The sequence below is a fragment of the Micromonospora sp. CNZ280 genome, assembly GCF_011759515.1.
In genome coordinates, this window is sequence record NZ_JAAOYP010000001.1 from 831,219 (window position 1) to 852,184 (window position 20,966).

A 20,966-nucleotide genomic window follows, 5' to 3' on the forward strand; every position below is an offset into this window, starting at 1 on the left:
CGGTGTTGACCGGGTCAGCGGTTGGTGTGGTCGCGGAAGCCCCGGCCGCTCTTGCGGCCCAGGTAGCCGGCGGTCACCAGGTGCTCCAGCAGCGGCGCGGGCGCGAAGCCCGGCTCCCGCAGCTCCAGGTAGAGCTCGCGCTGGATGGCCAGCGAGACGTCCAGGCCGACCACGTCGAGCAGCTCGAACGGGCCCATCGGGTAACCGCAGCCCAGCTTCATCGCGTGGTCGATGTCGTCGGCGGTGGAGTAGCTCGCCTCCAGCATCTTCACCGCGTCGTTCAGGTACGGGAAGAGCAGCGCGTTGACGATGAAACCGGACCGGTCGCCGCAGACCACGCCGGTCTTGCCCAGCGCCGCGCAGACCGCGCGGGCGGTGGCGGTGGTCTCCGCCGAGGTGCGGATGGTCTGCACGATCTCCACCAGCGGCATGATCGGGGCCGGGTTGAAGAAGTGCAGCCCGACCACGTCGGCCGGCCGTTGGGTGGCCATCGCGACGTCGATCACCGGCAGCGACGACGTGGTGGTGGCCAGCACCACGCCCGGCTTGCAGATCTCGTCGAGGCTGGCGAAGAGGGCCTTCTTGACGCTCAGCTCCTCGACCACGGCCTCGACCACCAGGTCGACGTCGGCGAGGTGGTCCAGGGCGGCGGACCAGGTGACCCGGCTCAGCGCCGCGTCCCGGTCGGTCTCGCTGAGCTTGCCCCGCACCACGCCCTTGTTCAGCGAGGTCTTGACCGCCTCGCAGACCTTGGCCGACTTCTCCGCGCCCCGGGTCACCGAGACGACCTCGTAGCCGGCCTTGGCGAACACCTCGATGATCCCGGTCGCCATCGTCCCGGAGCCGACCACGCCGACCTTCGCGATGGCCCGGGCGCCGTCGGCGAGCGTCGACCCCGTCGCCACCGGCGTCTGCTCGTCGGGTACGACCACCGGCGAGCCCGGCCGCTCGTAGGTGTAGAAGCCCCGGCCGGACTTGCGGCCGAGCAGCCCCGCGGTGACCATCTGCTTGATCAGCGGCACCGGGGCGTGCCGGCGGTCCCGGCCGCCCCGCCGGTACATGGTGTCCAGGATCTCGTACGCGGTGTCCAGGCCGATCAGGTCCATCAGGGCCAGCGGGCCCATCGGCAGGCCGCAGCCGAGCTTCATCGCCGCGTCGATGTCCTCGCGGCTGGCGTAGTGCGACTCGAACATGCCGACCGCGTGGTTGAGGTAGCCGAAGAGCAGCGCGTTGGCGATGAAGCCGGCCCGGTCGTTGATGGTGACGTCGACCTTGCCCAGCCGCTCGCAGAGCGCCTCCACGTCGGCAACCACGTCGGCCGAGGTGACCACCGTCCGGACCACCTCGACCAGCTTCATGACCGGCGCCGGGTTGAAGAAGTGGATGCCGATGACCTGGTTGGGCCGGGTGGTGGCGACCGAGATCTCGGTGACGCTCAGCGACGAGGTGTTGGTGGCCAGGATGGCCTCGGGCTTGCAGACCCGGTCCAGCTCGGCGAAGATCCGCTGCTTCAGGTCGAGGTGCTCGGGCACCGCCTCGATCACCAGGTCGACCGAGTGCAGCGCGTCCAGCCCCACCTGCCAGTCGACCCGGGCCAGCAGGGCGTCCCGGTCGGCCTCGGCGAGCTTGCCCTTGGCCACGGCCCGGTCCGTGGAGCCGGTCAGGGTGGCCCGGCCGCGTTCCAGCGCGGCATCGGAGATCTCGACCGCGACCACGTCGATGCCGTTGCGGGCGAAGACCTCGACGATGCCGGCACCCATGGTGCCCAGCCCCACCACGCCCACGCTGCTGAACTCGCGCGCCACGACCGGCCTCCCCAATGCTCCGCACGGCCGCATGAACGGCCACTAAGGTTATGCGCGCGAGTCTGCCACGTGACCGTCGGTTGTCGAGACGCCGTGGGATATTTCACCACCCTCGGCGCTGCCGTCGGTCGATGCGTGCGGGGGTCGGACCGGGGGCGGGTCAGGCCGCCGGGGCGGCGGTCAGGGCGAGCAGTTCGGCGACGAACTCGGCCGGCCGCTCCAGGTGTGGGCTGTGCCCGCAGCCGGGCAGCAGCACCTCGCGGTAGCTGCCGCCGGCGGCCGCGTACCGGTCGAGCACCGCCCGGGTCTGGCCGACCATCGGCTGCGGCGGGCAGTCCAGCTCGCCGGGCCAGCCGGGCACCGCGCCCAGCGATCCCAGGTACGCCAGGTCCATCAGCGCGGTGTCCGAGACGATCACGTCGGCGTCACCGTGGATCCAGGTGACCGGCGGCTTGTCAGCGACCCCGACCAGGGCGTCGGCGATCCGGAAGTGGGCCGGGGAGAGGGCGTTGAGCACGCCCCGACAACCAGGCGCGGTGCCCGGCCAGTTCGCCGAGGCGACCGCCGTGCCCGGGTAGTTGCCGTCGCCGGTGGCCGTGGACAGGACGCTGTCCAGCAGCAGTTCCTCGTCCTCGCCCAGGGACGCCGGGTCGGCCACGTAGGTGGCCCGCAGCACGTTGCGCGGACTGGTCGGGGCGTCCGCGCCGCGGTCGCCGGCGGCCAGCCGCTTGACGAAGTCCTGGTTGGCGGTGCCGCCGCCGGTGCCGGCGAAGTCGGCGGTGGTCGGGGAGCCGGCCAGGTCGCGGGTGCCGCCGTAACCGTAGGGCGAGACGGGAGCGGAGAGCAGCAGCGCGGCCACCCGGTCCGGGTGGTCGACCAGCAGCTGCATGGCCACTCCCCCGCCGAGCGAGTGGCCGGCCACCACCGGCCGGACACCGGCCGGGAACAGCGAACCCTCGTCCAGCAGGGCGGCCACGTCGTCGGCGAAGTCGCGCAGCCCCCGGGTGGCGTCCACCGGGGCGGTGTCCGTCTCGCCGTAGCCGCGCAGGTCGGGTGCGACCACCCGGAGCGTGGCCGGCAGCCGGCGAACCAGCGGCTCCCAGAACAGGGCCGACGAGCAGTTGCCGTGGATCAACAGCAACGGTACGCCGTCCGGCGGCCCGGCCACCCGTACCGCCTGGGTGATCCCGTTCGCCGTGACGACCTGCCGCACGCTCTCCATCCGCGGCATGCTGCCACCCGGCCGCCGGCGCGTCCATGTGTCCGGCCGCCACGACGGGCCGGCGGGAGGTGGCGGTTCGCCCGCCCTACGGCGCGCTCGGCAGCGCGGGCGCGGGCGGCACGGCCGGTTCCGCCGCCGCGCCCGGCCCGGCCGGCACCGCCGACTGGCCCGGCGCGTTCCATACGGCGGGCGCGGCCGGCACGGTGCGCTCCGCCGGCCGGGCGACGGCGGGCGGGGCGGCGACCGGCAGCGGCAGGGTCGGCCGATGGTCCCGCCGCGGGGTGCCGATCAGCAGGCCCACCGGGTCGGTGACGGCCACCCCCGGGTCGAAGAACCGCAGCTCGGTACGGCCGAGCCGGATCACGTCCCCGTCGCTGAGCCACTCCACGCCGGCGATCCGCCGGTCGTTCAACCAGGTGCCGTTCGTCGACCCCAGGTCCGCCAGCGACACCCCCTCCGGGGTCAGCCACACCTGGGCGTGCCGCCGGCTCAGGTGCAGGTCGTTCAGCACCACGTCGACGGTCGGCGCCCGGCCGATGACCAGCGGCGTCCGGCGGACCCGGAAACTCGCCCCGCGCATCGATCCACCGGCCACGGTCAACAGCGGCAAGAGATTCGGATGTTCCTCCATGGACAGTCAGCCCTCCACCCGCACGGTCACCCCGCGCGTCAGCCTGCCATCAGAAAGTAGTTGTCTCCACCGCCCACGCGGTCAACTCCGCCTCCCCGGGCGGTCATCCGTCCTTCGCCGGAACGGCAACCGCCGCTCGCGTGCCGGACGGTCCCCTCCGCCCGTTCAACGAGCCCGACGACCCGTCCGGTTCACCGGTGCGGCGGCCGGGTCCGGCCGGAGCGCCGGCGCCGACCCCTACCGGCGAGTAATCCTCGGGTCTAGACTTCCGCCATGACGGCAGTGCAGGTCCCGGGCGCCCCCCGCATCGAGGACGGCCTTCTGGTCTCGACCAGCCCCGCGACCGGCGCCGAGGCCGGGCGCTATCCGATCGCCACCGCGGCCGAGGTGACCGAGGCGGTCAAGCGGGCTCGGGCGGCCGCCGAGTGGTGGGCCGGCCTCGGCTTCGCCGGGCGCCGGCGGCGGCTGCTGCGCTGGCGGGCCCTGCTCGCCCAGCGCATCGAGCAACTCGCCGAGCTGATCCACACCGAGGGCGGCAAGCCGATCGCGGACGCCGTCGTCGAGATCGTCACCGCCGTCGAGCACGTGGACTGGGCGGCCCGCAACGCCCGCCGGGTGCTCGGCCCGCGCCGGGTCCGCTCGCGGCTCGTGCTCGCCGAGTTCTCCGCCCACCTCGAATACCAGCCGTACGGGGTGATCGGCGTGATCGGCCCGTGGAACTACCCCGTCTTCACGCCGATCGGGTCCACCGCGTACGCGCTGGCCGCCGGCAACGCGGTGGTCTTCAAGCCCAGCGAGTACACCCCGGCCGTCGGGCAGTGGCTGGTCGACAGCTTCGCCGAGGTGGTGCCGGAGCACCCGGTGCTCACCGCGGTGCACGGGCTCGGCGACGTCGGCGCGGCGCTCTGCCGCTCCGGGGTCGACAAGATCGCGTTCACCGGCTCCACGGCGACGGCGAAGAAGGTGATGACCGCCTGCGCCGAGTCGCTGACCCCGGTGCTGCTGGAGGCCGGCGGCAAGGACGCCATGATCGTGGACGCGGACGCCGACCTGGACGCCGCCGCCGAGGCGTGCGTCTGGGGTGCGCTGACCAACGCCGGGCAGACCTGCATCGGCATCGAGCGGGTGTACGCCGTCGAGCCGGTCTTCGACGCCTTCGTCGACAAGGTGGTGGAGCGGGCCGGGCGGCTCTCCGTCGGCGCGGACGGCGCCGACATCGGGCCGATCACCATGCCGAGCCAGCTCGACGTGATCCGCCGGCACATCGACGACGCGCTGGCCCGGGGCGGGCGCGCGATGCTCGGCGGCGCGGACGCGGTGCAGCCGCCGTACGTGCGGCCGACCGTGCTGGTCGACGTGCCCGAGGACTCCGCCGCCGTACGCGAGGAGACGTTCGGCCCGACGCTGACCATCAACCGGGTCCGCGACGCCGAGGAGGCGGTCAGCCGGGCCAACGCCCTGCCGTACGGCCTCGGGGGTTCGGTCTTCGGGCGGCGGCGCGCGGTGGCGATCGCCCGCCGGCTGCGCTCCGGCATGGCCTCGGTCAACTCCACGCTGACCTTCGCCGGGATGTCCACCCTGCCGTTCGGCGGCGTGGGCGAGTCCGGCTTCGGCCGGATCCACGGCGAGGACGGGCTGCGCGAGTTCGGGCGGGCCAAGGCGATCACCCGCCGCCGGGCCCGCTCGCTGCTGCCCTCGACCACCTTCGACCGGACGCCCGCCGACGTCGCCCGGCTGGTCAAGGCCATCAAGGTGATGTACGGCCGCTGACCGCCGGCCCGCCGTGGGCGGGTGACCGAAGGTGCCCGCCCGGGGCCGCCGTGGGCGGGTGACCGCCGCGGGTCGGCCGCCGGCGGTCAGAACAGGGTCAGCTCGTCACGCTCGATACCGCGCAGCTTGTCGTAGTCCACCACCACGCAGCGGATCCCTCGGTCGGTGGCAAGCACCCGGGCCTGCGGCTTGATCTCCTGCGCCGCGAAAACCCCGGTCACCGGGGCCAGCAGCGGGTCGCGGTTGAGCAGTTCCAGGTAGCGGGTGAGCTGCTCGACGCCGTCGATCTCGCCCCGACGCTTCACCTCGACGGCGACTGTGGCGTTCTGCCCGTCCCGGCAGAGCAGGTCGACCGGGCCGATCGCGGTCATGTACTCCCGGCGGATCAGCGTGAAGCCCTCGCCCAACGCCGTCGGGTTGGCCGCCAGCAGCTCCTGCAGGTGCGCCTCCACGCCGTCCTTGCGCAGGCCCGGATCGACACCCAGGTCGTACGAGGTGTCCTGGAAGATCTCCTCCAGGGTGATCCGCAGCTCCTCGCCGGCCTTGTTGACCACCCGCCAGACGCCCGGGGCCTCCTCCAGCCGGCACGGCGGGCTCATCCAGTTGAGCGGCTTGTACGCCCGGTCGTCGGCGTGGATGGACACCGACCCGTCCGCCTTCACCATCAGCAACCGGGTGGCCGGCGGCAGGTGGGCCGAGAGCCGTCCGACGTAGTCCACCGAGCACTTCGCAATCACCAACCGCACCCGACGAGGGTAGCGGAGGCGCGGGCCGGCGCCACCGAGCGGCACTGGCGTGCCGGTGCGATGCTGAGACGGTGTTCGAAGTCCTCACCGGCACCGGCCTCGCCGCCTCGGCGGGCCTGAACGCCTACATCCCCCTGCTCACCATGGGGCTGCTGGCCCGCTACACCGACCTCATCGACCTGCCCACCGGCTGGCAGTGGCTCGGCAACGGCTGGGTGATCCTCATCCTCGCCGTGCTGCTCGCCGTCGAGGTGGTCGCCGACAAGGTGCCGGTGGTCGACCACGTCAACGACGTGGTGCAGACCGTGGTCCGCCCGACCGCCGGCGGCCTGGCCTTCGGTGCCGGGTCCACGTCGGAGACGGTCACGGTGAGCGACCCGGGGAGCTTCTTCTCCTCCAGCGAGTGGATCCCGGTGGTGACCGGGGTGCTGATCGCGCTCGGCGTGCACCTGCTCAAGTCCGCCGCCCGACCGGTCATCAACGCGACCACCGCCGGGGTGGGGGCGCCGGTGGCGAGCACCGCCGAGGACGCCACCAGCGTGGTGATGTCGGTGGTGGCGATCATCCTGCCGGTGCTGGTGCTGGCGTTCCTGGCCGGCATGGCGCTCTTCCTGTTCTGGCTCCTGCGCCGCCGGTCCGACCGCCGCCGGGAACGCCAGGCCGCCCGCGCCGCCGGCTACCGCGTCTGACCGCTTCTTCCCGCCAGTGGTCGGGCCAGGCTGCCCGCTTTGGACATGCCGCAGGGCCGGCGCCCGGTGGTGGGTGCCGGCCCTGCCGGTGGTTGGTATGTGCTGCTGGCCGGCACCTGTTGGGTGCCGGCCAGCAGTCCCCCTGTGAGGAAAGTGTTTGTTCGGTTGGGTCAGCTGTTCCAGTGCTCGGCGACGAGGTCGGCGGCCTGCTGTTCCCATTGGGCGTAGTGGTCCGGGTAGGCCGACACCTGCACGGTCTGCGCGGCCTTGGTCAGGGGCATGTCCTGCCACCCGTCGACCTGCTTGAGGCCCTTCAGGAACGCCGTGGTCGAGTACTCGGGGTCGGTGATCTGCTCCACCGTGCCCCACCCGCTCGACGGGCGCTGCTGGAACAGGCCCTGCGAGTCGTGGTCGTTGCGCTCGCCCAGGTGACCCAGGTTCTCCAGCTTCGACTCCTGCAGGCTGGTGGCGATGGCCACCACGGCGGCGCGCTCGTCCATGTCGGACGTCTTCGTCGCCGCGATGATCGCCTTCACATTCGCGACCTGCTCGTCGTTGAGGTCGATGCGCGACTGCTCACCCTGCACGCCGTGCGGGATCAGCTTGCCCATGTCCGGCTTGTCAGCCTGCACCGCAACCGCAGCGACCGGCTTGACGGCCTCGACCGGGCCGGTGTCGGCGTGGGTGGCGGGGCCAGCGGCGATGCCACCGGCGAAAGCCAGACCAGCAATACCCAGAACGCTCTTCCGCATGATCGTGTTCATCACACAGCTCCTTCCGGGGGATAACGCCCACCAGCCCAAGGGGGGCAGGCCGACAGGGCGCAAGCACCATCAGGCGCTCAGAAAGACTCGAGAGAAAACATGGCACTCTGACCGGGCGGGGGATACCCGTGGCGCCGGGTGCCCGGCCGACCTGCGGGGCAGGGGGTCGCCCTTCGCGGTGCCGGACTGTGTGCAACGACCGCCAGCCCACCATCATTCCGGGAGCCGCGACCCGCATCGGCCGGAGCCCAGACGCTGCGTTGCTGCGATCGCCGGGTGATGTAACGACCGGCCGCCCGCCATCATTCCGCGAACCCAGGACCCCGGGCCGGCCCTGCCGGCCACGTGCCCCTGCTCGATCGTCCGCATGATGTAACGCCCCCGACCAGGCCCCGATTCCACCACCCGGATGCCACCAACCACACCCACAAACCCGACACACACCCCACCGACCGCATCCCAGCAAACGCCCACCCCGGAGGCTGGGCAAGGTGATCAACTCCGGGTCAGCGGGGAGGGGGCCACCGAGGAACGAGCGGGATACCTCAGCGGCATATCGATGACTCAGAGGTATCACCCTCCCGGACACCATGCCCAGCCCCCGACGACACACCCGACCCGACCAGCCACCGAACCCCACTGGACCGAGCGGACCCGGACCACCACCAACGGTGGCGCACACCGTGACCACACGAACAGAGCCGGACCACGGCGCGGGAGTGGCCTGCCGGGACCGGCGCAGGGACCAAGCCTGACCACCCGAACCAGTCACGGCGGGCCACACGAGCCGAGGCGGCACTGCGATCATCTTGCGGTGCTCGTGAAGATCTCCCGCGTTCGCCTGGTCGCGATCCTCGCCGCAGTGGTCGCGGCGGCCGCCCTGCTGACCGGCCCCAGCCCGCTCCGTACGTCGGCCAGCGCCGGCATGGTCCGGATGCCGGCGACCGCGCCCGCCGCCCAATCCCCCTCGCCCGCGACACCACGGACGTCGGCACCCGCCTCGGCGCCGCCGGTCACCTCCCGGCCCGGAACCGGCCCGGACCTGCCGGGCGCCACCACGGTCGGCAGCCCACCTCCCGTCGTCGACCACGGGCCGCGTACGGGGAACAAGGTGGCGCTCACCTTCGACGCGGACATGACCGAGGCGATGCGGCACCAACTGCGCAGCGGCGCGGTGCGGTCGTACGCGAACCTGAAGATCATCGACCTGCTGGAGCGGGAGCGGGTGCCGGCCACCTTCTTCCTCACCGGCATGTGGGTCGAGCAGTACCCGGCGCTCACCCGCCGGCTGGCCGCCAACCCGCGCTTCGAACTGGCCAACCACACGTACGGGCATCTGGCCTTCACCCGGGACTGTTACGGCCTCCCGCGCATCGCGGACCGGAAGATGGCCGCCGACGTGGCCCGGACGTTCGACCTGATGGCCGAGTACGGCGGGCGGCAGACCCGCTACTTCCGCTTCCCCGGCCTGTGTCACGACCGGAAGGCGCTCGCCGCACTGGCACCGCTGGGGCTGACCGTGGTGGACGGGGACGTGGTGAGCGGCGACCCGTTCGCGACGTCCTGGCGGCCGGTGGTGCGGGCGGCGCTGGCGGACGTCCGCCCGGGCTCGGTGATCATCATGCACGTGACGGAGGCGAACGCGCCGATGACGGACGAGGCGCTGCCGCACATCCTGGCCGGCCTGGCCGAACGCGGCCTGGAGCCGGCTCCGCTCTCGGAAGTGCTCGAGCACGGCTGAATCCCGATCAGGAAGGCCGACAAATCCCTAGAATCTACGCAAGACTAGAGGAGGTCGGCATGACCGCAGCGATGGAGATGCCCCGCGTCCAGGAATGTGTGGTCGCGGCGTGCGCCTACAACCACACCGGCGACTGCCACGCGTTCGCCATCACGATCGGCAGCATGGACCACGCGCACTGCCACACGTTCATCGAAATGCCCGCGGTCCAGGCCGGCGTGGACGGCATGACCGCGCAGGTCGGCGCCTGCCAGCGGGCCGACTGCCGGCACAACGACCAGTTGGAGTGCCACGCGCCGGCGATCAAGGTCGGCCCGGACAACGACATGGCCGACTGCATCACCTACGACCAGCGCTGACCCGTCGCCCGACCGGGGAACCGGCGCTGACCCGCCGCCACCGCCCCGGTGGTCGGTGACGGCGGGGGCCTCAGCGCAGACCGTTGGCCTGCCGAACCACGGTGACGAGCTCGTCGATGATGCCGGTGAGGGCGAAGTCCTTCGGCGTGAAGACCCGGGCCACCCCGGCGGCGCGCAACTGCTCCGCGTCGCCCGCCGGAATGATGCCGCCGACCACCACGGGCAGGTCCGGCCGCCCGGCGGCGCGCAGCCCGTCCAGCACCGCGGGCACCGCGGCCAGGTGCGAGCCGGAGAGCACGGAGAGCCCGACCAGGTCCACGTCCTCCTCGACGGCGGCGGCGACGATCTGTCCGGCGGTCAGCCGGATGCCCTGATAGACCACCTCGAAGCCGGCGTCCCGGGCGCGTACCGCGATCTGCTCGGCGCCGTTGGAGTGCCCGTCCAGGCCGGGCTTGCCGACCAGCAGCCGCAGCCGGCCACTGCCCAGCTCCCGGGCGGTGGCGGCGACCCGCTCCCGCACTCCGGCGAGCCCGGCGTCCACGCCGGCCCCGGCCCCGCCGGCCAGCCCGGTCGGTGCCCGATACTCGCCGAAGACCTGCCGCAGCGCGCCGGCCCACTCGCCGGTGGTCACGCCGGCCCGCACGCACTCCAGCGTCGCCGGCATCAGGTTCGTGCTGGTCGCGGCGTCCGCGCGCAGCCGGGCCAGGGCCGCGTGGACCGCGGCCGCGTCCCGGTCGGCCCGCCATTCACGTACGGCGGCCGCGGCGGACTTCTCCACCGCCGGGTCCACCTGTTCGATCGCCTCGGCGCCGGCCGCGGTCAGCGGCGACGGCTCGGTCTCGGTGAACCGGTTGACGCCGACCACCACGTCGGTGCCGACCTCCATCCGGCGGCGTCGCTCGGCCAGCGAGGCGACCAGCGCGCTCTTCAGGTAGCCGGTCTCCACGGCGGTGACCACGCCGCCCATCTCCAGCACCTTCTCCAGCTCGACCCGGGCGCCGGTGACGATCTCGTCGACCAGGGCGGTCATCACGTGCGAGCCGGCGAACAGGTCGGGGTACTCGAGCAGGTCCGACTCGTACGCCAGGACCTGCTGCATGCGCAGCGACCACTGCTGGTCCCACGGCCGGGGCAGGCCGAGGGCCTCGTTCCAGGCCGGCAGCTGCACGGCGCGGGCCCGGGCGTCCCGGGAGAGGGTGACGCCGAGCATCTCCAGCACGATCCGCTGGATGTTGTTCTCCGGCTGTGCCTCGGTCAGCCCGAGCGAGTTGACCTGTACGCCGTAGCGGAACCGCCGCTGCTTGGGGTTCTCGACCCCGTAGCGGTCCCGGGTGATCTCGTCCCAGAGCGCGCCGAAGGCACGCATCTTGGCGATCTCCTCGACGAACCGCACCCCGGCGTTGACGAAGAACGAGATCCGCTGCACCACGTCGCCCATCCGCTCGGCGGGCACCTGGCCGGAGTCGCGTACCGCGTCGAGCACGGCGACCGCGGTGGCCAGCGCGAAGCCGACCTCCTGCACCGGCGTCGCGCCGGCCTCCTGCAGGTGGTACGAGCAGATGTTGACCGGGTTCCAGCGCGGCATCTCGCGCAGCGTGTACGCGATGACGTCCGCGGTGAGCCGCAGCGACGCCGCGGGCGGGAAGATGTACGTCCCCCGGGACAGGTACTCCTTGATGATGTCGTTCTGCGTGGTGCCCGCGCAGCGGGCCAGCTCGGCCCCCTGCTCGGCGCCGACCGTGCCGTAGAGGGCGAGCAGCCACATCGCCGGCGCGTTGATGGTCATCGAGGTGTTCATCTCGGCCAGCGGGATGCCCTCGAAGAGGGCCCGCATGTCGCCGAGGTGGGCGACCGGCACCCCGACCCGGCCGACCTCGCCGGCGGCGAGTTCGTGGTCCGGGTCGTATCCGGTCTGGGTGGGCAGGTCGAAGGCGACCGACAGGCCGGTCTGCCCCTTGGCCAGGTTGCGGCGGAAGAGCGCGTTGGTCGCGGCGGCCGAGGAGTGCCCGGCGTAGGTGCGCATCACCCAGGGGCGGTCGCGCTCGGGCAGCCGGCCGGGGGGAGCCTTCTCGTCCATGGCCGGAGTCTAAGTTACCGTTCAGTCACCGGCGCTGTGGAAAACCACACAGCTCCATGGAGCGGACGTCCGGGTGCCAATCGCCCGACATGGCGGGGACCACCACACCCCGGCCGGTCGGTGCCACCGCCCAGGTCGCACACTTGACGGCATGGATGACGAGCTCGCGATCTCCGTACGGGGGCTGCGCAAGGCGTACGGGGACACCGTCGCGGTGGCGGGCGTCGACCTCGACGTGCACCGGGGTGAGGTGTTCGCCCTGCTCGGCCCGAACGGCGCGGGCAAGACCACCACGGTGGAGATCCTGGAGGGCTTCCGGCACCGGGACGCGGGCGAGGTCGCCGTGCTCGGTAGCGACCCCGCCCACCAGGCGGCGGACTGGCGCTCCCGGGTGGGCATCGTGCTGCAGGGCACCGGCGAGTTCGACGAGCTGACCGTCGGCGAGGTGGTCCGCCACTTCGCCGGGTTCTACGCCGACGCCGACGACCCGGACAAGGTCGTCGAGCGGGTCGGCCTGGCCGGTAAGGCGAGGGCCCGTACGCACACCCTCTCCGGTGGCCAGAAGCGCCGGCTCGACGTGGCGCTCGGCATCGTCGGCCGACCCGAGCTGCTCTTCCTCGACGAGCCGACCACGGGTTTCGACCCGGAGGCGCGGCGCGAGTTCTGGGAGCTGATCCGGGACCTGGCGGCGGCCGGCACCACCATCGTGCTGACCACCCACTACCTGGACGAGGCCGAGGCGCTGGCCGACCGGGTAGGGGTGATCGCGCGCGGCCGGCTGGTCGAGGTGGCCGCGCCGAACCGGCTCGGCAACCGCCAGGAGGCCCTGGCCACGGTCTCCTGGCGGACGCCGGAAGGGGCGCTGGAGAGCGTCGCGAGCGCGACGCCGACGGCGCTGGTGGCGGAGCTGGCCGCGCGCTTCGGCGGCGAGGTGCCCGGTCTCACGGTGACCCGGCCGACCCTGGAGGACATCTACCTCACCATGATCGGACACGCATGACCGCCACCATGAAGCCGGCAGCGCCGGCCGCCGCGGCACCGGTCCGGCGGCGGGGCCCGGTGTCCCTCGCCCTGCGGCAGGGTCGGCTGGAGATCACCCAGTTCCTGCGCAGCCGGGAGTCCGTCGTGTTCACGATGGGCTTCCCGGTCATCATGATCCTGATCTTCGCGGCGATCTTCAGCGACGAGATCGCCCCCGGGGTCAGCTACACCCAGTACTTCATCACCGGCATGATCGCCACCGGCCTGATGACCGTCAGCTTCCAGAACCTCGGCATCTGGATCCCGATCGAACGCGACCGGGGGGTGCTCAAGCGCTACCGGGGCACGCCGATGCCGAAGTGGGTGTGGTTTGCCGGCAAGGTGCTGATGGTGGTCGCCATCGGCGTCGCGGAGACGGTGCTGCTGCTCGCCGTCTCGGTGGCGCTGTTCGACCTGGCCCTGCCCGGCACCGCCGCGAAGTGGCTGACCTTCGGCTGGGTGTCGGTGCTCGGCGTGACCGCCTGCACCCTGTGCGGCATCGCCATCTCGTCGCTGGCCCGCACCGCGCGCAGCGGGTCGGCCGTGGTCACCCCGGTGGCGCTGGTGCTCCAGTTCATCTCCGGAGTGTTCTTCGTCTTCACCGAGCTGCCGTCCTGGATGCAGCAGGTGGCGGCGCTCTTCCCGCTGAAGTGGATGTGCCAGGGGCTGCGGTCGGTCTTCCTGCCGGAGAGCTTCGGCGCGCAGGAGCCGGCCGGCGGGTTCGAGCTGGGCCGAGTCGCCCTGGTGCTCGCCGCGTGGTGCGTCGTCGGCCTGGTGCTCTGCCTGACCACCTTCCGCTGGACCACCAAGCGCGACGGCTGACCCGGCGGGCCGGCGCCACCGACCCCCGCTCAGCCGCTGGCGGCGAGCGCGTCGCCCAGCGGCGTACGCCAGTAGAGCACCTCGCGCCCGGACCGCCGCTTGCTGATCGCTCCCGCGCCCAGCAGCACCCGCAGGTGGTCGCTCACCGTGCCGAGGGACAGCCCGGTCACCACCACGAGCTGCGAGGTGCTCAGCGGCGTGTCCAGCCGGGCGAGGATGTTGGCCCGGTTCGCGCCGATCAGCCGGGCGAGCCCGTCGGGCGCCGGTGAGCTGGGGTCGACCAGGATCCCGCGCGCCGGGTACACCATCCCGAACCGGGTCGGCCGGTCCCAGACCACCCAGCCGCGCCGGCAGTGCGCCGGGAGGAAGAACAACTGCTCGGCCCCGTCCAGCGACAGCGGCGGCTCCGGGTAGTCGTTGACCTGGAGACGACCGTCGCCCAGCCAGCCCATGTTGCGGTTGAGGTCGGCGAACACCCGGGCCCAGCCGCCCGTGCTCAACGCCGCGGTGCGGGCCACGATGTCCGCCCGGAGCCGGCGTTCCCGCTCCGGCCACTCCGGTTCGACGGTGTGCGTCCAGACCCAGTCGAGGAGCTCCACCACCTGCCCGGTGAGGCCCTCCGCCAGCAGCTCGGCGGCGAGCGGCTCCGGACGGGTGGCCCGCAGGTCGGCCCGGATCCGCTGGTCGGAGAGCCGCCCGACGGCCGCCAGCTCGGCCGCGAACGGGGGATCCGGCGAGGCGGGCGCGATGGTGAGGAAGTCCGCGACCCACCGGGGGTTGAACGACGCGGCCAGCAGCGCCCGGGCCACCGGCCGGCTGCCCAGCATCCGCCGGAACGCCTCGACGTGCGGCCCTCGCCAGGCCCGCTGCCAGGGCGTACGCGGGTCGTACAGCGCGCGCAGCGCGGCGACCGTGTCGACCATCGGGGAGACCGTGAAGCGGCTGCGCGCGAGCAGATCCGATGGCACCTGCCAGACGCCCACGTTTCGCCTCCGGACGTAACTCTACGGGATACCACCCGGCGCCCCGGACGATCGTGCCCGTGAGAACGTACGCAGACCTGTTCGCCGCCCGCGAGTTCCGCAACCTGTTCCTGGCCAACTGCGCGGGGATCGCCGGGCACACCACGTCGGCCCTGGCGCTGGGGGCGTTGACCTACGCGTCGACCGGCTCGGCGCTGCTCACCGCGCTGAGCATGTTCGGCGCACCGCTGGCCGGCGTGCTCGGCAGCCTGACGCTGCTGTCGGCCGCGGACAGCCTGCCGCCGCGCCGGGCACTGACCCTCGCCGCGGTGCTGGTCACCGTCGGAGCGGCGGTGCAGGCCGTGCCCGGGCTGCCCCTCTGGGCCCGCTTCGCGATCATCTTCGTCAGCGCGTACGTCGGCTCGATCACCGGTGGGGCGAGGTGGGCGCTGCTCACCGACATCCTGCCCGCCAACGCCTACGTACTGGCCCGGGCCACCATGAACACGAGCGTCGGGGTGATGCAGATCGCCGGGTTCGGTCTGGCCGGCGCCCTGCTCGTGTGGCTGAGCCCGTACCAGGTGTTCCTGCTCGCCGCGGCGCTCCGGGCGGTGGCCGCCGCGGTGGGCTGGTTCGGGCTGTCCGAACGCCCGGTCCGGGTCACCGAGCGGACGACGGTCGCGCGCACCGTGCGGGTGAACCGGGAACTCTGGGCAGACCCGGGCCGCCGGTCCCTCTTCCTGAACCTGTGGGTGCCCGGTGGTCTGGTCGTCGGGTGCGAGGCGCTCTTCGTCCCGTACGCCGGTGATCGCGCCGGGTTCCTGTTCGCCGCCGCCGCCCTCGGCATGCTGACCGGTGACGTGGTGGTGGGGCGGTTCCTGACCGGGGCTCGCCGGGAGCGGTGGATTCCCGGACTGCGGCTGCTGCTCGCGGTCCCGTACCTGGTCTTCCTGCTGTCACCGCCGCTGCCACTGGCCATGGTCGTCGCGCTGGTCGCCTCGGTCGGCTTCGCCGCCGGGCTGCCGTTGCAGGAGCGGTTGATCGCCCACTCGCCGTCCGAGGCCCGGGGCCAGGTGCTCGGCCTGCACCAGAACGGCATGATGGCCGGGCAGGCGGTGTGTGCCGCGCTCGCCGGCACGATCGCGGACCTGGTCCCGGCCAACCGGGCCGTCGCGCTGCTCGCCGCGGCGGCGCTGGCGGCCACGCTCCTGCTCACCGCCGGACTGCGGCGGACCGCCCCGGCGCCGGTGGGAGCGGTCCGCTGAGCGGCCCGGGAAGCGCGCCGCCCCGATGCCGTCAGTACGTGTAGAAGCCCTTGCCGGTCTTGCGCCCCAGATCGCCGGCGGTGACCATGCGCTGAAGCAGCTCCGGCGGGAAGAACTTCTCGTCGGCGGTGTCGGTGTAGATGTTCTTCGAGGCGTGCAGCAGCACGTCCACGCCGGTCAGGTCCGTGGTGGCCAGCGGGCCCATGGCGTGGCCGAAGCCGAGCCGGCACGCGGTGTCCAGGTCCTCGGCCGACACCACGCCGGACTCGACCAGCTTGACCGCCTCCACCACCAGCGCGGCGATCAGCCGGGTGGTGACGAAGCCGGCGATGTCCCGGTTGACCACGACCACCGTCTTGCCGATCTCCTCGGCGAAGGCCTTCACGGTGGCCAGCGTCTGGTCGCTGGTCTTGTAGCCGCGGACCAGCTCGCAGAGCTTCATCATCGGCACCGGCGAGAAGAAGTGCGTACCGACCACGGCCTCCGGGCGCTCGGTGACCGCGGCGATCTGGGTCACCGGAATGGCCGAGGTGTTGGTGGCCAGCACCGCGTCCGACTTGCAGATCTTGTCCAGCGCCCGGAACACCTCGTGCTTGACGTCCAGCCGCTCGAAGACCGCCTCGACCACGATGTCGGCGTCCGCGGCCGCCTCCAGGTCGGTGGTCGGGGTGATCCGGCCCAGCGCCGCCTCGATCTCGGACGCCTCGATCTTGCCCTTCTCGGCGAACTTCTCCAGCGACTTCCGGATGCCCTCCAGGCCGCGCCGGGTGGCCGCGTCGTCCAGGTCCCGCAGCGTCACCTGCCAGCCCGCCTGCGCCGCCACCTGGGCGATCCCCGAGCCCATCAGCCCGGCCCCGACGACCGCGAGTCGACCCGCCATCTGCTTACTCCCTCGCCTGAATGAGTGTCTGCCAGCACCCTAGTCGGCGAGCCTGAACGACTGCTAAGGCCCTCAGATGGCGACCGCCGGCTCCTCCGGGGCGAAGCCCCGCTCCACCTCGACGCCGAGCGCCCGCAGGTCGGCCACGAAGTCCGGGTAGCCGCGGTCCACGTGGTGCACGTGCGAGACCTCGGTGACCGCGTCCGCGCAGAGCCCGGCGATGATCAGCCCCGCGCCGGCCCGGATGTCGGTGGCGCGTACCGGGGCGCCGGAGAGCCGCTCCCGGCCCCGGACCACGGCGTGGTGGCCGTCGGTCTTGATGTCCGCACCGAGGCGCATCATCTCGTTGGCGAACATGAACCGCCCGTCGAAGATGTTCTCGGTGATCAGCGAGGCGCCGTCGCTGACCGCGGCCAGCCCGATCGCCATCGGCAGCAGGTCGGTGGCGAAGCCGGGATACGGCAGGGTCACGACGTCCACCGCGTGCGGCCGGTCGTCCATCCGCACCCGGAAGGCGCCCGCCCGCGTCTCCACCAGGCCGCCCGCCGAGACCACCTTGTCCAGCGCGACCTCCAGGAACGCCGGGTCCACCCCGGTCACGGTCACGTCGCCGCGGGTCATCGCCGCGCCGAAGGCCCAGGTGCCGGCGACGATCCGGTCCCCCACCGTGGCGTGCCGCACCGGCCGCAGGTCCGAGACTCCCTCGATGTGCAGGGTCGAGGTGCCGGCCCCGGATATCTGGGCGCCCATCTGGTTGAGCATGGTGCAGATGTCGACGATCTCCGGTTCCCGGGCGGCGTTGTCGATCACGCTCGGCCCGCTCGCCAGCACCGCCGCCATCACCAGGTTCTCGGTCGCCCCCACGCTGGGAAAGTCGAGCACAATGTCGGCCCCGCGCAGGCCGTGCGGCGCGGCGGCGATCACGAAGCCGTGTTCGCCGGAGATCTCGGCACCCATCCGGGTCAGCCCGGAGATGTGCATGTCCAGGCCGCGGGAGCCGATCGCGTCACCGCCGGGGTGGGCCACCCGCACGTACCCGCGCCGGGCGAGCAGCGGGCCGAGCACGCAGATCGACGCGCGCAGCCGGCGGACCAGGTCGTAGTCGGCCTCCGTGCCCGGCTGGTCGGGCACGTCGATGGTGACCGACAGGGAGCGGGCGACCCCGCCCCGGGCGACCATCGGATCGACCGGGTCGTCGTCGTCGAAGCGCACCGCGCAGCCGAGCCGGCGGAGCACCTCCCCCATGATCGCGATGTCGGTGATCCGGGGCACGTTGGTGATCACGCTGGGGCCCGGGGCGAGCAGCGCGGCCGCCATCAGCTTCAGGGCGGAGTTCTTGGCCCCCACCACGTGCACCGTGCCGGCCAGCCGGGCGCCGCCGTTCACCCGGATCACGTCGACGTCGTTGACCGCCGGGTCGCCAGCGTCGCCGGGGCCGACCCCGGCCGGCCAGCCGGCGGCGGTGTCCGGCCGCAGCGGGATCGTCAGGTCCGGTATCCGTAGGCTGTGCGTCATGGCCGTCCACCTCACGCGCATCTACACCAAGGCCGGCGACGCCGGCATGACCAGGCTGAGCAACAACGAGCAGGTGCCGAAGACCGATCCGCGGATCGCCGCGTACGCCGACGTCGACGAGTGCAACGCGGCGATCGGCGTGGCGCTGGCGCTGGGCCAGCTCGACGACGAGCTGCGGGCGGTGCTCGCCGTCGTCCAGAACGACCTGTTCGACGTGGGCGCCGACCTGGCCACCCCGGTCGAACCGGACCCGAAGTACCCGCCGCTGCGGGTCACCGAGGAGTACGTCGAGCGCCTCGAGGGCTGGTGCGACGAGTACAACGCACGCCTGAGCAAGCTCGACTCCTTCATCCTCCCCGGCGGCACCGCGGGCGCGGCGCTGCTGCACGTGGCGCGGACGACCGCCCGGCGCGCCGAGCGTGCGGCGTGGGCCCTGGTCAGCCATGACTCCGAGCGGACCAGCACTCTCCCGGCAAAGTATCTCAACCGGCTCTCCGACCTGCTCTTCATCCTGGCAAGAACGGCAAATCCGGACGGAGATGTGCTATGGGTTCCCGGCGGTAAGCGCTGACCGCGCAGCCGCCGGCACCAGCCCTTTCCCGCGTGGGCGGGTTGCACCACGTCGAGATCTGGGTACCCGACCTGACGGCCGCCCGCCGGAGCTGGGGCTGGCTCCTGGGTGAGCTGGGCTGGACGCCGTTCCAGGAGTGGTCGGCCGGCCGCTCCTGGCGGCTCGGCCCGACCTACCTGGTGCTGGAGGAGTCCCCCGCGCTCTCCGGGCGGCGGCACGACCGGCTCGCCCCGGGCCTCAACCACCTGGCCTTCCACGCCGGCCCGCCGGCCGCCGTGGACCGGCTGGTCGCCGCGGCGCCGGCGCACGGCTGGACGCTGCTCTTTCCCGACCACCATCCGCACGCCGGCGGACCGGGAACCTACGCCGCCTACCTCACCGACAACCAGGGGTACGAGGTCGAACTGGTCGCCGCCGTCGACTAGACCGGGGCGGCGGCGACAGGCGCGACGCCGCTATGGTGCGCCGGTGACGGAAACCCGAAACGTGGTGTACGCCGACGGCTGGGACGGATCGGTCGTCAACCCGCTGAGTGGGACGCAAGCCGAGGCGCGCGACGCGGCGGGCACGCCGTACGCGGTGCTGCTGCTGGCGGACGGCCTCCCGGAACGCGTGCTGGCGGTGTCGTGGAGCGACGGTTACTGCGGCACCACCCGCTTCGACCACCGGGGGCGACGGGTGGCCGTCGACGAGTGGCGCCGGACGCCCGACGGCGACCTGTTCCTGCGCTGCCGCCGCACCTGGAACTGCCCGGACGGCGTCGGCGAGCACGAGTTTCCGCACGTGGCGGCCCGGCACGCCACGACGTACCGGCTGGACGGCCGCCGGCACGACATCGACGAACCGCAGGGCGACCGGGGCGGTCGGCTGGACACGTCCCGGATCGAGGCGGCACCCCGGACGCCCCGCCCGGCGTTCGGACGCTGGCACGACCTGCTCGGCCTGGCCGGCGGCGTTCGGCTCGTCGAAACCGCCGACCACGGGTTGCCCGTGACGTCGGGCGAGGAACCGCCCTGGCGGCCGCCTCGGCCGATGTTGCCCGGCGACGTCGAGAACCTCTTCGTCGAGGGATCGGAGCGACCCGTCGCCGGCGGCGCCGAGCGGGCCCGGCTGGAATTACGCCAGGTCGGCGACCTCCACCTGCCGTCCGGGCGGTTGATCGCGACCGACCCGGCGTGGCTGGAGCATGACGCCGTCCCGTACACCGCCACCGTCCCGCCCGGCCGTTACCCGGTGACGCTCAGCCTGGCCCGGATCGGCGACGATCCCCGCCACCTGCGCGTGGCGGCCGCCCGGTTGGCCGTCACCGACCGGCCGGTACGGAGATGGGAGATGGCGCTGCGGCCGGGGCAGGACCCGCTCGACCTGGGCCACGACGAGTTCTTCGGGTTCGGCGTCGACGCCGGGATGGCCTGCTTCGTGGACGCCGACGAGGCCGCCGGCCGGATCGACGCGTGGCGGGAACTCGGGTTCGGCGACGAGGCGTACCTGCGCGCCGGGGACGGCGGGATGGTGCTCTGGCTCAGTGGGTGGGGCGACGGGGCGTACCCGACCTGGATCGGGCGGGACGCCGAGGGCGGAGTGGTCTGCTTCGTGGCGGACATGCTGCTCTGACCCGGGTCCGCCCCCCGGGGCTTTTGATCACCGGCTGCGGAGCGACCGGTCAGGCGGCGGGCCAGTCCTGGGAGGCCAGACGCGGCGAGACCGCCCCGGGTGGGGCGGCCTCGAGCCAGGAGAGGAATCCGGTGACGGTGGAACGCGCCATGGCGATCTCGACCGGAGCGTGCTGGCTGGTACACCGGAGGATCACCCAGTCGGCAGGCATGGAGAGCCGTTCCTGACCCTCGGGGAGGCGGCGGCGCTCCACCGCCAGCCCCTTGCGGGACAGCACCCGCTTGGGGCGCAGGGCGAAGCTGAACATCCGGTACCAGCGGAGTTCGTCGCCGACGAACCGGCCGAAGCCGGGCGACCAGCCGCGGCCGTCGAGCATGGTGGAGACCCGGACGCTGAGCCGGATGATGCCACCGCTACGGGTGACCACCGCTCGCCGGACGAAGAGGATCAGCAGCGCGCCGAGGATCACGGCGATGCCGATTCCGATCCCTTCGACGATCTCCATCGACGGTA

Annotated in this window: 20 protein-coding genes; 10 read left to right on the forward strand and 10 right to left on the reverse strand. The window is 72.7% G+C overall.

The genetic code is table 11. The annotated features are described in order from the left end of the window. Nucleotides 1–14: 14 nt before the first annotated feature. The 3 genes from FHX32_RS03945 to FHX32_RS03955 form a co-directional block, all read right to left on the reverse strand. Nucleotides 15–1,805, reverse strand: coding sequence for a 3-hydroxybutyryl-CoA dehydrogenase (locus FHX32_RS03945; protein WP_167179500.1), 1,791 nt, complete (start codon nucleotides 1,803–1,805; stop codon nucleotides 15–17). A 160-nt stretch (nucleotides 1,806–1,965) separates the two neighbouring features. Continuing rightward, entirely contained in the window at nucleotides 1,966–3,027 is a 1,062-nt protein-coding gene (locus tag FHX32_RS03950; protein WP_167179501.1) for an alpha/beta fold hydrolase, read from the reverse strand. An 85-nt stretch (nucleotides 3,028–3,112) separates the two neighbouring features. Continuing rightward, complete coding sequence (locus FHX32_RS03955; RefSeq protein WP_486480900.1) at nucleotides 3,113–3,607, reverse strand: FHA domain-containing protein; 495 nt, start codon at nucleotides 3,605–3,607, stop codon at nucleotides 3,113–3,115. 324 nt (nucleotides 3,608–3,931) lie between these two features. On the opposite strand from FHX32_RS03955, the gene FHX32_RS03960 reads away from it, so the two are divergent. Further along, on the forward strand, nucleotides 3,932–5,428 hold the full coding sequence (locus FHX32_RS03960; protein WP_167179503.1) for an aldehyde dehydrogenase family protein: 1,497 nt from the start codon (nucleotides 3,932–3,934) through the stop codon (nucleotides 5,426–5,428). 86 nt (nucleotides 5,429–5,514) lie between these two features. On the opposite strand, the gene nucS is transcribed toward FHX32_RS03960, so the two are convergent. Continuing rightward, nucleotides 5,515–6,174 (reverse strand): endonuclease NucS, encoded by a 660-nt coding sequence (gene nucS / locus FHX32_RS03965; RefSeq protein ID WP_167179504.1) that lies wholly within the window; start codon nucleotides 6,172–6,174, stop codon nucleotides 5,515–5,517. A gap of 71 nt (nucleotides 6,175–6,245) precedes the next feature. On the opposite strand from nucS, the gene FHX32_RS03970 reads away from it, so the two are divergent. Then, nucleotides 6,246–6,863, forward strand: a complete 618-nt coding sequence (locus tag FHX32_RS03970) for a DUF4126 domain-containing protein (RefSeq protein ID WP_167179505.1) — start codon at nucleotides 6,246–6,248, stop codon at nucleotides 6,861–6,863. Nucleotides 6,864–7,033: 170 nt separating this feature from the next. On the opposite strand, the gene FHX32_RS03975 is transcribed toward FHX32_RS03970, so the two are convergent. Continuing rightward, nucleotides 7,034–7,627: a hypothetical protein gene (locus tag FHX32_RS03975; protein WP_167179506.1), complete on the reverse strand. Its 594-nt coding sequence runs from the start codon at nucleotides 7,625–7,627 to the stop codon at nucleotides 7,034–7,036. 814 nt (nucleotides 7,628–8,441) lie between these two features. Here FHX32_RS03975 and FHX32_RS03980 point away from each other — a divergent pair. Beyond that, nucleotides 8,442–9,368 (forward strand): polysaccharide deacetylase family protein, encoded by a 927-nt coding sequence (locus tag FHX32_RS03980; protein ID WP_486480901.1) that lies wholly within the window; start codon nucleotides 8,442–8,444, stop codon nucleotides 9,366–9,368. A gap of 59 nt (nucleotides 9,369–9,427) precedes the next feature. Continuing rightward, nucleotides 9,428–9,727, forward strand: coding sequence for a DUF1540 domain-containing protein (locus tag FHX32_RS03985; protein ID WP_167179508.1), 300 nt, complete (start codon nucleotides 9,428–9,430; stop codon nucleotides 9,725–9,727). Nucleotides 9,728–9,797: 70 nt separating this feature from the next. On the opposite strand, the gene FHX32_RS03990 is transcribed toward FHX32_RS03985, so the two are convergent. Next, on the reverse strand, nucleotides 9,798–11,804 hold the full coding sequence (locus FHX32_RS03990; protein ID WP_167179509.1) for a protein meaA: 2,007 nt from the start codon (nucleotides 11,802–11,804) through the stop codon (nucleotides 9,798–9,800). 151 nt (nucleotides 11,805–11,955) lie between these two features. Between FHX32_RS03990 and FHX32_RS03995 the strand changes: the two genes are divergently transcribed. Next, entirely contained in the window at nucleotides 11,956–12,804 is an 849-nt protein-coding gene (locus FHX32_RS03995; protein ID WP_167179510.1) for an ABC transporter ATP-binding protein, read from the forward strand. After that, nucleotides 12,801–13,646, forward strand: coding sequence for an ABC transporter permease (locus FHX32_RS04000; RefSeq protein ID WP_167179511.1), 846 nt, complete (start codon nucleotides 12,801–12,803; stop codon nucleotides 13,644–13,646). The genes FHX32_RS03995 and FHX32_RS04000 overlap by 4 nt, the downstream gene beginning before the upstream one ends. A gap of 29 nt (nucleotides 13,647–13,675) precedes the next feature. Here FHX32_RS04000 and FHX32_RS04005 read toward each other — a convergent pair whose 3' ends face one another. Continuing rightward, complete coding sequence (locus FHX32_RS04005; RefSeq protein WP_208417945.1) at nucleotides 13,676–14,569, reverse strand: helix-turn-helix domain-containing protein; 894 nt, start codon at nucleotides 14,567–14,569, stop codon at nucleotides 13,676–13,678. A gap of 119 nt (nucleotides 14,570–14,688) precedes the next feature. Here FHX32_RS04005 and FHX32_RS04010 point away from each other — a divergent pair, with 119 nt between their 5' ends. Beyond that, the gene (locus FHX32_RS04010; protein WP_167179513.1) at nucleotides 14,689–15,873 is read left to right on the forward strand and encodes an MFS transporter; all 1,185 of its coding nucleotides are present in this window, start codon (nucleotides 14,689–14,691) and stop codon (nucleotides 15,871–15,873) included. Nucleotides 15,874–15,904: 31 nt separating this feature from the next. On the opposite strand, the gene FHX32_RS04015 is transcribed toward FHX32_RS04010, so the two are convergent. Beyond that, nucleotides 15,905–16,753, reverse strand: coding sequence for a 3-hydroxyacyl-CoA dehydrogenase family protein (locus tag FHX32_RS04015; RefSeq protein WP_167179514.1), 849 nt, complete (start codon nucleotides 16,751–16,753; stop codon nucleotides 15,905–15,907). Between the two features lie 72 nt (nucleotides 16,754–16,825). Continuing rightward, nucleotides 16,826–18,268, reverse strand: a complete 1,443-nt coding sequence (murA, locus tag FHX32_RS04020) for a UDP-N-acetylglucosamine 1-carboxyvinyltransferase (RefSeq protein ID WP_167179515.1) — start codon at nucleotides 18,266–18,268, stop codon at nucleotides 16,826–16,828. On the opposite strand from murA, the gene FHX32_RS04025 reads away from it, so the two are divergent. The 3 genes from FHX32_RS04025 to FHX32_RS04035 are packed head-to-tail and all read left to right on the forward strand — an operon-like array spanning nucleotide 18,267 to nucleotide 20,453. Then, entirely contained in the window at nucleotides 18,267–18,839 is a 573-nt protein-coding gene (locus FHX32_RS04025; RefSeq protein WP_167179516.1) for a cob(I)yrinic acid a,c-diamide adenosyltransferase, read from the forward strand. The genes murA and FHX32_RS04025 overlap by 2 nt on opposite strands. A gap of 32 nt (nucleotides 18,840–18,871) precedes the next feature. Then, entirely contained in the window at nucleotides 18,872–19,264 is a 393-nt protein-coding gene (locus tag FHX32_RS04030) for a VOC family protein (RefSeq protein ID WP_167179517.1), read from the forward strand. 43 nt (nucleotides 19,265–19,307) lie between these two features. Next, the gene (locus tag FHX32_RS04035; protein WP_167179518.1) at nucleotides 19,308–20,453 is read left to right on the forward strand and encodes a DUF4241 domain-containing protein; all 1,146 of its coding nucleotides are present in this window, start codon (nucleotides 19,308–19,310) and stop codon (nucleotides 20,451–20,453) included. A gap of 49 nt (nucleotides 20,454–20,502) precedes the next feature. On the opposite strand, the gene FHX32_RS04040 is transcribed toward FHX32_RS04035, so the two are convergent. Then, on the reverse strand, nucleotides 20,503–20,958 hold the full coding sequence (locus tag FHX32_RS04040; protein WP_167179519.1) for a DUF2550 domain-containing protein: 456 nt from the start codon (nucleotides 20,956–20,958) through the stop codon (nucleotides 20,503–20,505). Between the last annotated feature and the right edge of the window lie 8 nt (nucleotides 20,959–20,966).

Excerpts from the sequence above, each read along its gene's own strand:
- FHX32_RS03950 (WP_167179501.1), bottom strand. The coding sequence starts at position 3,027 with ATGGAGAGCGTGCGGCAGGTCGTCACGGCGAACGGGATCACCCAGGCG.
- FHX32_RS03955 (WP_486480900.1), bottom strand. The coding sequence starts at position 3,607 with ATGCGCGGGGCGAGTTTCCGGGTCCGCCGGACGCCGCTGGTCATCGGC.
- FHX32_RS03960 (WP_167179503.1), top strand. The coding sequence starts at position 3,932 with ATGACGGCAGTGCAGGTCCCGGGCGCCCCCCGCATCGAGGACGGCCTT.
- FHX32_RS03975 (WP_167179506.1), bottom strand. The coding sequence starts at position 7,627 with ATGAACACGATCATGCGGAAGAGCGTTCTGGGTATTGCTGGTCTGGCT.
- FHX32_RS03985 (WP_167179508.1), top strand. The coding sequence starts at position 9,428 with ATGACCGCAGCGATGGAGATGCCCCGCGTCCAGGAATGTGTGGTCGCG.
- FHX32_RS03990 (WP_167179509.1), bottom strand. The coding sequence starts at position 11,804 with ATGGACGAGAAGGCTCCCCCCGGCCGGCTGCCCGAGCGCGACCGCCCC.
- FHX32_RS03995 (WP_167179510.1), top strand. The coding sequence starts at position 11,956 with ATGGATGACGAGCTCGCGATCTCCGTACGGGGGCTGCGCAAGGCGTAC.
- FHX32_RS04000 (WP_167179511.1), top strand. The coding sequence starts at position 12,801 with ATGACCGCCACCATGAAGCCGGCAGCGCCGGCCGCCGCGGCACCGGTC.
- FHX32_RS04005 (WP_208417945.1), bottom strand. The coding sequence starts at position 14,569 with ATGGTCGACACGGTCGCCGCGCTGCGCGCGCTGTACGACCCGCGTACG.
- FHX32_RS04015 (WP_167179514.1), bottom strand. The coding sequence starts at position 16,753 with ATGGCGGGTCGACTCGCGGTCGTCGGGGCCGGGCTGATGGGCTCGGGG.
- FHX32_RS04025 (WP_167179516.1), top strand. The coding sequence starts at position 18,267 with ATGGCCGTCCACCTCACGCGCATCTACACCAAGGCCGGCGACGCCGGC.
- murA (WP_167179515.1), bottom strand. The coding sequence starts at position 18,268 with ATGACGCACAGCCTACGGATACCGGACCTGACGATCCCGCTGCGGCCG.
- FHX32_RS04040 (WP_167179519.1), bottom strand. The coding sequence starts at position 20,958 with ATGGAGATCGTCGAAGGGATCGGAATCGGCATCGCCGTGATCCTCGGC.